At 38.3% G+C, this 12,418-nt stretch carries 13 protein-coding genes; 8 read left to right on the top strand and 5 right to left on the bottom strand.

From position 1 onward, the window contains the following. The first annotated feature begins 92 nt into the window (after window positions 1–92). Window positions 93–1,226 carry a polysaccharide biosynthesis C-terminal domain-containing protein gene (locus tag G6R02_RS18340; protein ID WP_164670814.1) on the top strand — a complete coding sequence of 378 codons (1,134 nt, stop codon included), beginning with the start codon at window positions 93–95 and terminating at the stop codon, window positions 1,224–1,226. 98 nt (window positions 1,227–1,324) lie between these two features. Here G6R02_RS18340 and G6R02_RS18335 read toward each other — a convergent pair whose 3' ends face one another. Next, window positions 1,325–1,984 (bottom strand): sulfotransferase family 2 domain-containing protein, encoded by a 660-nt coding sequence (locus G6R02_RS18335; RefSeq protein WP_164670813.1) that lies wholly within the window; start codon window positions 1,982–1,984, stop codon window positions 1,325–1,327. A 224-nt stretch (window positions 1,985–2,208) separates the two neighbouring features. Between G6R02_RS18335 and G6R02_RS18330 the strand changes: the two genes are divergently transcribed. Both G6R02_RS18330 and wecB read left to right on the top strand, forming a co-directional pair. Beyond that, the gene (locus G6R02_RS18330) at window positions 2,209–3,828 is read left to right on the top strand and encodes a glycosyltransferase (protein WP_164670812.1); all 1,620 of its coding nucleotides are present in this window, start codon (window positions 2,209–2,211) and stop codon (window positions 3,826–3,828) included. A 51-nt stretch (window positions 3,829–3,879) separates the two neighbouring features. Next, the gene (wecB, locus tag G6R02_RS18325) at window positions 3,880–4,998 is read left to right on the top strand and encodes a non-hydrolyzing UDP-N-acetylglucosamine 2-epimerase (RefSeq protein WP_164670811.1); all 1,119 of its coding nucleotides are present in this window, start codon (window positions 3,880–3,882) and stop codon (window positions 4,996–4,998) included. A gap of 86 nt (window positions 4,999–5,084) precedes the next feature. On the opposite strand, the gene G6R02_RS18320 is transcribed toward wecB, so the two are convergent. The 4 genes from G6R02_RS18320 to G6R02_RS18305 all read right to left on the bottom strand — a co-directional run bounded on the left by G6R02_RS18320 (window position 5,085) and on the right by G6R02_RS18305 (window position 8,671). After that, window positions 5,085–6,086: a polysaccharide biosynthesis protein gene (locus G6R02_RS18320; RefSeq protein ID WP_164670810.1), complete on the bottom strand. Its 1,002-nt coding sequence runs from the start codon at window positions 6,084–6,086 to the stop codon at window positions 5,085–5,087. 474 nt (window positions 6,087–6,560) lie between these two features. After that, window positions 6,561–8,006, bottom strand: coding sequence for a sodium/pantothenate symporter (panF, locus tag G6R02_RS18315; RefSeq protein WP_164670809.1), 1,446 nt, complete (start codon window positions 8,004–8,006; stop codon window positions 6,561–6,563). Continuing rightward, window positions 8,003–8,287, bottom strand: a complete 285-nt coding sequence (locus G6R02_RS18310; RefSeq protein WP_164670808.1) for a YhdT family protein — start codon at window positions 8,285–8,287, stop codon at window positions 8,003–8,005. The genes panF and G6R02_RS18310 overlap by 4 nt, the downstream gene beginning before the upstream one ends. 78 nt (window positions 8,288–8,365) lie before the next feature. Continuing rightward, window positions 8,366–8,671: an MGMT family protein gene (locus G6R02_RS18305; RefSeq protein WP_164670807.1), complete on the bottom strand. Its 306-nt coding sequence runs from the start codon at window positions 8,669–8,671 to the stop codon at window positions 8,366–8,368. Between the two features lie 305 nt (window positions 8,672–8,976). On the opposite strand from G6R02_RS18305, the gene G6R02_RS18300 reads away from it, so the two are divergent. The 5 genes from G6R02_RS18300 (at window position 8,977) to G6R02_RS18280 (ending at window position 12,317) form a co-directional block, all read left to right on the top strand. Next, complete coding sequence (locus tag G6R02_RS18300; protein ID WP_164670806.1) at window positions 8,977–9,339, top strand: PadR family transcriptional regulator; 363 nt, start codon at window positions 8,977–8,979, stop codon at window positions 9,337–9,339. After that, window positions 9,326–10,327, top strand: a complete 1,002-nt coding sequence (locus G6R02_RS18295) for an HAAS signaling domain-containing protein (protein WP_164670805.1) — start codon at window positions 9,326–9,328, stop codon at window positions 10,325–10,327. Before G6R02_RS18300 ends, G6R02_RS18295 begins: the two co-directional genes overlap by 14 nt. Window positions 10,328–10,874: 547 nt before the next feature. After that, window positions 10,875–11,450: a DUF2268 domain-containing putative Zn-dependent protease gene (locus tag G6R02_RS18290; protein WP_164670804.1), complete on the top strand. Its 576-nt coding sequence runs from the start codon at window positions 10,875–10,877 to the stop codon at window positions 11,448–11,450. A gap of 15 nt (window positions 11,451–11,465) precedes the next feature. Further along, the gene (locus G6R02_RS18285; RefSeq protein ID WP_164670803.1) at window positions 11,466–11,660 is read left to right on the top strand and encodes a hypothetical protein; all 195 of its coding nucleotides are present in this window, start codon (window positions 11,466–11,468) and stop codon (window positions 11,658–11,660) included. 15 nt (window positions 11,661–11,675) lie between these two features. Further along, the gene (locus tag G6R02_RS18280; protein WP_164670802.1) at window positions 11,676–12,317 is read left to right on the top strand and encodes a Type 1 glutamine amidotransferase-like domain-containing protein; all 642 of its coding nucleotides are present in this window, start codon (window positions 11,676–11,678) and stop codon (window positions 12,315–12,317) included. The last annotated feature ends 101 nt before the right edge of the window (window positions 12,318–12,418 follow it).

Genomic DNA, 12,418 nt, shown 5'->3' with positions numbered 1-12,418 from the left:
GTACTCCATAATATGTAGAAAAGTCGTCAACAGTGTTAAACTATTGTCCGACTATATCACTGGATAAATAATGAATACGGGAGAATGATTACATGATAAACGTACTAGTTACCGGTGCAGGCGGATTTATCGGTAAAAATCTTGTTCAACGTCTGAACAGGGAAAAAGGGGTTATCGTCAACCAGTATCATCGTGGTGATGACCTGTCATTACTGTATGAACATTTAGACAATGCTGATATCATCTATCATCTGGCAGGGGTGAACAGACCCGAAAACAATGATGAATTTACTAGAGTCAATAGAGGACTTACCGAATTAATTGTCAACTATTTAAATAAGCATCAAAAATCACCGAAGCTTGTTTTTTCATCATCTGCCAAGGCAGAACTTGATACACCATATGGTTTAAGCAAAAAAGCTGCCGAAGAAGTGCTGAAAAATTATAGTAATGATACCGGTGCAGAGGTTTACATTTATCGACTGCCGGGTGTTTTTGGCAAGTGGTCTAAACCGCATTACAACTCAGTCGTCGCCACCTTTTGTCATGAAATTTCTCATGATAAAGAAATCGAGATTCATGATGCGGACAAAAAACTTGAACTTGTATATATTGACGATGTGGTAGACGATTTTATGGATTGTCTTACCCGAACAAACACGGAAAAGAAATTCTATTATCCTATCAGTAATACCTTCCATACAACGGTAGGCGAACTGGCTCAAAAACTTTACAAAATGAAGTATATACGAAAATCACTGATCATACCCGATTTGTCCGATAAATTTACAAAGTACTTGTATACGACTTATCTATCTTATTTAAATAAGAATAATTTTTCATATGATTTGCCGACACATCAAGATGAAAGAGGAAGTCTGGTTGAGTTAATCAAATCACATCAGGCCGGTCAGGTCTTTATGTCAACATCACGAAAGGGCGTCATAAGAGGAAATCATTATCATCATACAAAAGTTGAGAAATTTTGTGTCATCAAAGGAACGGCAACTATTAAATTAAGAAAATTCGATTCCGAGGAACTGATCACTTATACGGTTTCGGACCAAAACATTGAAATGATAGACATACCTCCAGGTTTTACCCATTCGATTGAAAACGTAACGGATGGTGAGTTAACTGTTTTGTTTTGGGCCAATGAACTTTTTGATCCGGATAAGCCGGATACTTTTCCCTTGAAAGTCCAGACAAGCGAAACTAGTGATTAAAAAGAAAGGTGACCCTCAAAGGAGCGTTTTATACAACAGTAAACTGGCTGGTGTGAATACGGTACTGAACCGTACGCATACCAGCCTATTTTAATAGTTTACTTAATCGCATCAAGCTTATTTATTAATTTCTCCTTTGCATACTTATATAATTCTAAATCCATGGTGTTATTTTGTTTTATATCTGAAATGATATTTGTTGGTATATCATTTTTGGATGGACGATTATTGTTTACATTTATTCTTTCGTACTCAATATTTTTCCATTTTAAATGATGTTTCATTAAGGAAAGGGAGTCGTCAAACATTTCAGTTATTCCAACTACAGCGAAATGAGTATTTAGAATCTCCTTCGCTTGATCCAGATTGGGGGTTTTTCCTCCACAAAAATAACGGGTTTGCAGATTATTTAAATTATATTCATTGGAATTAACGAATTGATCTAAACTCGTATTATTTACCTCGATATGATCTGGGTGTACTTCAGTTTCTTTAATATAAAAATAGGAAGAGATAATTAGTTCTATAGGGTCACGCATCATAGTTATATAGGTACATGGTTTTGAGAAATGACGGTGTATTCCAAAAGTAAAGTGGCCCATTAAGGAATTAGATTTTTCAATAGCTTTATAGCCCATGCTATTGTTTCCAGTAAGAACTACATTTTTATCGTATTGGTTTTCAATGATTGTGCTTAATGTTGTTCCGCCGGTTTTAGGGATATGCATAAAAAGTAATAAATTATCCTCAACGCTCAACTTGATAACCTCCATAGCTTTTAAACTATTATTTATATTTGTTCAAGGACCTTTATTTATAGTTATGCAATAGTTAAGAATATGTAAAAGACACAGTGCTTAGTACGTTTGCGGTTTTCTTCAGAAGAATTCGGAATTTGACAGGTTTTTAGGAGTGTGCCGTTGCTAAAGTTTATTGCTGGAATACACTTATTTTATAGTAGATAAAAGATGGAGTGATGTAAATGGAACCTGATGTAGGGATTGTTATGCCTGTATACAGACAGGACAGCAAACTATTTGAAGAAGCAATAGAATCCATTATCAATCAAACGTATCCCTATTTTCAATTGGTTATTGTAATTGACGGAATTACGCCTAATGTAGACAGTATTGCAAAAGCATATGCCTTGAAAGATACACGGATAACACTGATTCGAAGGGAGGAAAACAGAGGAACGGATGTTGCTCTAAATATTGGATTTCAATTTTTGCAAAATAATACAAATATCCATTACTTGACTTGGGTTTCAAGTGATAATATTTACTATCCTGACTTTGCAGGAGTCTTGAAGGAACAACTGGAAAATTCTCCCCAACATGTAGGTTTGGCATATGGCTGCTTTGATTTAATAGATGATAATGGGAACCATAATGAAGCAACTGACTCATGGAATAAACGTCTGAATCAACCAAAGGAAAAATTAATAAATGAGTACTTTATCGGTTACGCATTCATGTACCGGAAAGTTTTCGCACAAAAAATAGAAGGGTATAGATATATGCCAGTTGAGGATTATGATTATTTTTTACGTTTAACTGAGCACTGCGACATTACATTTGTGCCTCAAAAACTTATGGCATTTAGGCTTAGCTCACCCTACAGTAACTCGATACAAATAAATAATTCCCTTGAAAAAAAGAGAAAGAGGAATTATCTGTTGCGTTTAGTGATGAAGGAGGCACGTCAACGCAGGGAAAGATCACGTAAATTCAAAAGAATAAATAAAAAAAATGCATTGACTAAAAATCAGTATACCGGACCAACAATTGCAAATAACCGTATTATTGTATATATTCCTTTTAACAATCTTAATGTTCAACAGACACTGCCCAAAGATGCTGATGCGAATCAACCCGAAGAGCATGCACATTTAACAGAGGAATGGATCAGTAAAAGAATGAATATATTCATGAATTTTACGTTAAAGAGTCTTATTAACCAATCCAATCAAAATTATCTTGCGTTTATCGTGTACCAAGACAGCTCCAGACAGTTTATTGAAAAAGAACTGCAAAACTACCCAAATCTCCCTTTTAATATTAGATTTGTTTCCAGCAGTGAGTATGAAGAAGCTGTGATAAAAACATTGAACGGCTATAAATATTTCTATGAACTTCATCTTCACAGTGATGATGCATACCATAAAAACTTTATCGAACAGCTTTATCATTATAGACCTTCCCCTCAAACAAAAGTTTTAATTTGTCAAAACGGCTATATTTATTATTCCATTACAGAGGAACTCGGAGAATATTATAATTTCTCAAGTTCTTTTAATTGTTTAATCTATAAAGCAGCAGATTATTTAAAGGGAGTAAGACACAATATTTTCCAGCCGTCGGATACAGGAATATGGACCGGAGCTATCAATCTTCCACATGAAATAATAAGCGATCGGGTTTATATTAATCATGCCCACGAGACTAATTCAGCTTTTTTCCTTGAGGATGAAAAAAGACAGATTTGGAGAAATAAAAAAGGGGAAGCCTTAAACTCAGTTGGAAAAACGATATCTGATAATGAGGAAAAACAAAGAATTCTGCAGGAGTTTCTGGGACCTAATTATAAGATGGGTAAATGAAGCCTTTGACCCAAAAATCCAGATAGGTATTATAACGAGGTGTAACAATATATGAAAAAAAGAAAAGTCATGACAATTGTCGGGACACGACCTGAAATTTTGCGTTTATCGGCTGTGATAAAGGCATGTGATAAGTATTTTGATCACACGTTGGTTCATACCGGACAAAATTGGGATTATCATCTTAATAAAATATTTTTTGAGGAATTGGAAATCAGAGAACCGGATTATTTCTTGAATGTGGTTGGCGATCATCTAGGCGACACGATTGGAAATGTTATGTCTAAAACGTATGAAGTCCTGGAAAAGGAAAAACCAGATGCCTTATTATTATTAGGTGATACCAATAGCACATTAAGCGCGATTTCCGCCAAACGCTTGAAAATTCCAATTTTTCATATGGAAGCTGGTAATCGCTGCTTTGATCAAAATGTGCCCGAGGAAATTAACCGGAAAATCGTCGATCACACCAGTGATGTCAATCTCCCTTATACAGAACACAGCCGCCGCTATTTATTAAGTGAAGGAATTCCAAAAGAATATATATTCGTTACTGGTTCACCAATGACTGAGGTTCTTATGTTGCATAAGGAAAACATTAACAAAAGCGACGTTCTCAATCGATTAGGACTGGATAAGAAAAAATATATACTCGTGAGCGCCCACCGTGAAGAAAATATCGATGATGCAAACCATTTTGGGAATCTTATGGAGTCTTTGAATACAGTGGCAAAGACTTATAATATGCCCGTAGTTTACTCCACCCATCCAAGAAGTCTAAAGAAAATTCAAGAACGAAACGTAACCTTTCATCCATTCGTTCAATCCCTCAAGCCATTTGGTTTCTTTGATTATAACAAACTTCAGCAAAATGCATTTTGTGTTCTGTCAGACAGCGGCACACTAAGTGAGGAATCTTCTATTCTTAATTTTCCGGCTGTATTAATAAGAACAAGTACTGAACGTCCAGAGGTACTTGATAAAGGCTCTATGGTGATTGGCGGCATTACCTCAAATGAGATCCTGCAATCCATAGACTTAGCTACTGAATTATACAGTGGGGACCATGTAAAGCCGCTGGATTATCAAGACAGGAATGTATCACTGAAGGTAGTTAAGATAATTGAAAGCTACACGAAGATAATTAATAAAAATGTTTGGAAAAAGTGAATTTATGTAATACAGCAAATAGAATGTATTTTATAATAGTATAAAAAAACCCTTACCACTGTTAGCGTGATAAGGGTTTTTTTGGATTACTCCACCATTGACGTGATAACATTTGCTTTCCTGAGAAGGTGTTCAATTTCGCTGGTTGACATTAATTGATCGTTTGATTGATATCGTTGGAAGGCGACCTTTGGCAGATTCTCGTATCTTTTTTTTACTTTTTCTGACGTATTGGCAGGTAAAATAACATAATAATTGTCATCAAATTTATACGTGTTCGGCGATTCAGCATTTGAAACTAATACTTCATGAAGTTTCTCGCCCGGACGGATGCCAATCTCATTAACATTAATAGCTTTTTCAGCAAAATGGCTTTCCAGGACTTCAATTAAATCGACAATCCGGCAAGCTTTCATTTTCATGACAAACACTTCACCGCCAATTGCTTTTTCAGAAGCGTATAACAGCAAATCGATGGCCTCAGAAACTGTCAGGAAAAAGCGTGTCATATCCTTTGAGGTAAGAGGAACGGAATGATGGGTGGCAATTTGTTCTTTAAAAAATGGAATAACACTGCCATTTGTTCCAATAACATTGCCGCCACGGATACAGACAAAACGTGTATGGCTGCTTATTTGATCGGCCTGAATAATTAGTTTCTCACCAATCGCTTTTGTCAGTCCATAAAAATTGATTGGTTCAACCGCCTTATCGGTCGATACATCAATGACTTTTTTAACGTTTTGATTCAAACTTGCTTTAATAATATTTTCCGTGCCGGTTACATTGGTTTTCAATGCTTCCGAAGGCTGATCTTCACATATCGGTACATGCTTCAGTGCCGAAAGATGGAATACATAATCGACATCTTTTGCCGCTTCATTCACTGCCTCAAAATCTCTTACATCACCAATCACAAAATTTAAATAAGGGTTATCCGAAAACGCTCGTTTCATTTTTACCTGAGCATATTCATTACGTGAAAATACTCTTAGTTCTTTTGGGTGAAAGGCAAGTAGTTTTTTTACTAGTTCATACCCCCAGGAACCTGTCCCTCCGGTAATTAATATTGTTGTATTTTGAAACACATTTAAGCACTCCTTCCAGGGATAATGCCCATGTTTTATACCATCAGGAGAAATAGACGCGTTGAACACAGCCAATGGTCAGGACACAGGAATCTATTTAAATTAGACCGCCTGAACCGGTTCGTTCATCCCCCTGATAGATAGTGGCATCATTAAGTTGAAACAGGTATACCATAAGTTATGACTATAAATAGTAGACTGAACATGATATGCGTGTAAATAACGGTAAAAAAGGCTGTTGCTATACGTCCAAAACATGCAGGTGTTAATCCGTGGAAAATAGTAGTAAGAAGAAATTTGAAAAAAGAGGTCATTGTTTGTAGTTGATAATATAAAAGGGAGTGAATCAGTTATACTGTCCACCCCCAATACATATTGCTATATCTTTTCAGGCACGGTTACGCCCGCTAAAAACCTTGGAAATCCACAATCAATTACCTTTGGAAAGCAAATCAACTTTCCAATGGAACCATCCTAGACATTTAAGTTCACTTTACCGGAAACTTTTTGCGTGCCTAAACTGACCAGTACATACACAAAGAACGACACAACGACCGGCAGGACAACGGAGTGCAATCCAAACGGCTCAGGGAAAAATGAATCTGATAAAACATACAGTCCGATTCCGGTAAACATGGAGGCAAGCGCACCATATTTATTTCCTTTTTTCCAGTAAAGCCCCAACACTACCGGCCAAATAAATGCCGCTTCCAGACCGCCAAATGCGAACAGATTCAGCCAAATAATTAAATCCGGCGGGTTTAGTGCCATTACGAAAATAATGACACCCAATACAGCAGTAATCCCAATACTCAACCGCTTGACCTTATCATGGGATGCATCCGGCTGTACATAATTTAAGTATAAGTCCTTCACAATTGCTGAACTAACCAGCAGTAATAAGGAGTCCACTGTCGACATAATCGCTGCCATTGGGGCTGCCAGAACAATACCTGCAAGCCAGTTCGGTAAGACCTCCAAAGCAATCAGCGGCATTACTTTATCGCCAATTTCAATCCCGGGTAAAATCGGCCGGGCAAAAACTCCAATCAAATGCATATTCAACATAATAAAGCCAACTACAATCGTTCCAATAATCAATGCCCGGTGCATCGAACGGGCACTTTTATAGGACATCGCACGGACTGCAATTTGTGGCAATGCCACTACACCTACACCGACTAGAATCCAAAAAGAGGATACATATTGCGGACTCAGGCTTCCATCCGCTCCAAATGGCGTGATAAGGTTCGGGTTCTCATTGCTGAGATCGGTTATGATATTGGAAATCCCGCCGCCAGCGATAATCGTGGCAATCAGCAGGACAAGCGTTCCAACGAACATTATCGTCCCCTGAATAGCATCCGTCAGTGCAACTGCCCGAAACCCGCCAATTGTGACATAAACCAATACAGACAATGCAAAAATAAATAACGCACTCGTATACGAGATCCCAACCAGTGACTCAATTAGCCGGGCACCGCCAATCCACTGAGCTGCCATTGCAGAAAACAGAAATACAACAATACTGAACGCCGAAACCAGAACAACCCATTTCGATTGATACCGTTCTTTTAAAAAATCCACCAGTGTTACCGCATTATATTTCCTTGTTACAATTGCGAATTTTTTGCCCAGGATCATTAATACAAAATAACCAGTCGCAACCTGGGTCATTGCCAGAAGCACCCAGCCAAGGCCAATATCGTATGCAGCACCAGGTCCTCCAATAAAGCTGCTTGCACTGCCATACGTGGCGGTCATTGTCATCGCCAATACAAACCCGCCAAGATTCCGGCTTCCTAAAAAATACTCCTGCAAAAATGCGTTCGACGACCTTACATATTTTCCGGCCCATACCCCGACGCCAAAAATAATCACCAATAAACCTATCAACGGAATTAGCGCCTGCCAGTTCATTCCTCTTCTCCTTCATCATCAAACGGAACTTCCACGAACCATTTTTTCACGACAATCGTAACCAGAACTGCCATCACAACAAATCCAAGTACACAACTGTAAAAAAACCATGCAGGCAAGCCGAAAACATACGAATACTCCGATGGGGCTTTTCCACCCATACCGTAAGCAAATGCAAACCACCAGATGAAATTGAAAATAACCAATCCTACCCCAATTAATGCTTCACGATTGGCAACTTTATAACGATAATCATTTTCCTGTGAATTATGATCTCCCATCTCCATGCTCCACCCCTTCATAAAGAGCTTTCTGAGTATATATTACGGAAATAATCTTTCGTTGTAAACGATTGAAAACTAATGATGCAGATATTCGTCTAAATCAATTTTATAGGTGTTATCTAAAAACTCAACACCTTCACTCTCCAGCGATAACCTTTGCACCTGAGCCATTTCCTCATCCCGGATACTTATCTCACCTTGAGCATTTATCACACGATGCCACGGAAGCTTATATTTCCTGCTCATGGAATGCAGAATACGCGAAACCTGTCGTGCCCCGCGCGGACTGCCGGCACGGTTGGCGATTTGGCCATATGTCATGACCTTGCCGCTGGGAATGCCTTTTATGATTTTGATGACGTCTGCTGTGAACTTTTCCATGTATTGCTTTGCCTCCATATGTGAGTCCTTTTTATAGTGTAACATGGGAAATTGTATTTGTGGCCGGAGTGGAAACCGGCTGCTGCCTGTGTATGTAATTGTGAACTTTGGCATTTTAATTGTGAACTTCGAGCACTTTAGTTGTGAACTTCGGCGGCTTGCCTGTGAACTTTGGCGAATTCCGTGTGAACTTTGGCTTTTCGACAAAATCCGGGTGGTGACAGGCACCGCATTTCCTGCACACAATAATATGCATTTTACAATAGTGTATTACATACAGTATACTATGAGCAGGAGTTGATATCATGAGCGATACAAACGAACAACTTGATAAACTGATGCAGGAATTAAGACGCGGAACAATCACGATTGGCGTACTTAGTCAGCTGGAAGAACCTCAGTATGGCTATTCACTGGTGTCCATGTTAAAGGAACAAGGCATTGACGTTGAGCCTGGTACGTTATATCCGCTGCTAAGAAGACTGGAGAAACAAGGTCTTTTAGATAGTAAGTGGGATACAAATGAATCCAGGCCAAGAAAATATTATTTGTTAAGTCAACCAGGCAAAGAGGTATATGAACAACTTTGTGTAGAGTGGAAACGCATTGCATCAAGCTTGGACAATTTAATTAATGGAACGGGAGGACCGGGAAATGGAGATAATTGAAAGATATATTTATGCAGTAACTCAAAAACTGCCGGCTGCTCAAAGAGAAGACATTGCGGAAGAGCTGCATGGTCTCATTGAAGACATGTTGGAGGAACGCACACAGGATGGTAAATTCACCGATAATGATGTGGAACAGGTATTAACTGAATTGGGTAATCCCAGGCGTTTAGCACAAAAGTACCGGGGAACAAAGAAGTATCTAATTGGACCGGAGATTTTTGATTCGTATATTCTGGTATTAAAAATTGTATTGATTTCGGTTGTTGCAGCTGTAGGCATTGGTTTTATTATACAAATAATTATGGATCCGATTTCCATTCTCGATCATTTCATCGAGTTTATTATTTCGCTTGTTACAGCAGTTCCAACAGCCATTGGGTGGACCACACTCGGGTTTGCACTTGGTGAACACTTCGGTGGTATCAAGCCAAAAGATCTGCAATTTGATAAAGAATGGAGTCCTTCAAACCTTCCGCCTGTTCCTGACAAAAAGCGACAAATCAAACGACATGAGCCAATTATTGGGATAGCATTTTACACCTTATTAATCGCAATATTCGCCTTTTCCAGCGAATATTTTGGTGTCTGGATTTTTCATGATGGGTTCTCTGGAGTTGTACCCTTTTTAAATGAGGAAACATATACTTCTTACCTCTTCCTGATTATCCTTATTCTGGGCTTTGGAATAATAAAGGAATCTTTAAAACTCGTTTATGGAAAATGGACGTTTATGCTGGTCATTTTTACAGCAATAGTCAATTTAATTTCATTGGTAACCGTTATGATTATGATTAATGGACCTGCTTTTTGGAATCCGGATTTCATGGCTGAATTGACCCAGACGGGCTTACTTTCTAAAGGCAGTGAGGCGTATGGGGCAGTAAGCACGATTTGGGAACAATCCACATATTGGATACTAATTTTTCTTGTGATTGGGTTAATATGGGATGTGATAGATGGACTGATTAAAAGCCGGAGAAAATAAATTATGTATTTCTATCATTTACACATTATTGTTTACTGTACAGCTAAACAGTAATGTGTTTTTTTATTTTAAAACGAATGAATGAAACTTTTTGTGAAATTCATCGTATTAAATTGTAATAGAAATGTGGGGAGAGTTATTTTTGAAAAAGACTCTTGGAGTTACCGTTTTATTATTGACGTTATTTACATTAGTTTCTTGTGAAAAACCATCTATTGAATCAGAAACAAAGCCAAAACAGGAAACAGCCTAATCAGCGAATAAACAAGCAAATTCTGAAGAACTTACTTTTTCAATAAACCACCCTCAGACTGACCAATCTTATGAAATCGTACACGCATACAAACTTTTCGATGGTTATAAAAATGAGACAGAAGAGAACCCAGAAGTATCAAAGTCCTATCAATATAAAAAACAAGTCATCGATCCTGTCTACGATAAATGCTTTAACGGGGAGTACTCTTTTGGAAGTGAATCCATTGTATATAAAGAACCTGATGACTTTGACCAAGTTAAAAAAGTTGTTCAACTTATAGAAAGTACGGACTTGAACGGACTGATCAGAGATGCGTTAATTGAATCTTCCAACCTTTTGCCAACAGATGAGAAAACAACCGTCTGTGTTTTTCCCAGCACAGACCCCAATGCAGTATCAGGTGTCACAGCAGGTGCCGGAAAAATCATTATCCTTTATAATACATTTTACACCGATGAACTTCTTCAGACAGTAATAGCGCATGAATACCATCACAGTGTATGGACCGAAAAACACCTTACAGATTCACCGCAAACCATTCTCAGCAGCCTGGTGTTTGAAGGGAAAGCAGTTATGTTTGAAAAACTGGTTTATCCTGACTCCACTTATACAACAACCGTTAATTACAGCTACAACAACGATTACTGGTCTAAAATCGAACCGGACTTAAATAAGACGGATGGTAAAAGGACATCGGAGATACTTTTTGGCGGGGATAACCTTCCAAGTGGTTACGGCTACAGCGAAGGCTTCAAAATGGTTAAATCATACCTGGAATTGCATCCAAATTTATCACCGGAGGAATGGACTGGAATAAGTGCCAAAGAAATTTATGAGAGCGGTCATTATGCCGACAACTATAAATAAAGGGGAGCTGCTTAAATGAAAGAATGGTGGAAAAGTAAGCAAGAGGCAATGCGCAGAAGAAAAAGAGGACACGGTGGATATACATTTAAAGACTTTTTTACAGATGTACTCCTGTGGCTTCCGGAGCTGATTGTTTTCCCATTCCGGATTATATTTTGGATGATAAGAGGATTAGGAAGACTTTTGCGTGATGTGTTTGATTTCGTTTAACTGGAGGTTACATAATTGATAAACAGACATCTCTTTCTATTTGGCGGAAGTCCGCCATTCAGTACATATTTTGGCAAAAAATTTGCGGATTACGCGTTAAATGAAAAAGGTAAGGTTGCAATATTATTTATTGAAAGAGACGGATGGCGAGAGTATATGCCAAAATATACGCACATATTGGAAAGTAACGGCGTAAATAACTTTCTCTACCTTCCGCTTTCGCCTAACCCCGATAAAACAATACTGCAGCAGTTAGCCTCCTGTACCGGAATAATTATCGGTGGCGGGGATACAGAGCTTTACCGAAAGTATATTGTTGATACACCCCTTGGTGAAAAAATAAAAGAAATGTATCGGCGTGGTGTTCCCGTCGCAGGCTTTTCAGCAGGAGCGTTGATTAGTCCGGAACATTGTGTCATACCACCAGTAGATAACGCAGAAAAAAAACACCTGTTTCTCAAAGGTTTAGGTCTTATTAACGATTGTGTTATCAGTGTCCATTTTTCCAAATGGAACGAAGAGGAAAATCTGAAAGCAGCGTTGGCAAAGCTAAACGCACCGGTTGGCTATGGAATTGATGACTGCGCAGGATTACTGTTTGAGAGTGAACATCTTTTGGAAACAGATGGCGGGAAAATATATACTTTCTATAATTGAAAAAGGATTCAGCCCGTATGATGTGGCTGAATCCTTTTTTGGGACATAAGGAAAAGTCCCGTGTCATGAACTGGGAAAAATTAACTTCGGCGTTTTTGCAC

This window comes from Virgibacillus doumboii (assembly GCF_902806455.1).
Classification (GTDB): Bacteria; Bacillota; Bacilli; order Bacillales; family Amphibacillaceae; genus Lentibacillus; species Lentibacillus doumboii.
This window is presented reverse-complemented; position numbering and strand designations above follow the sequence as displayed.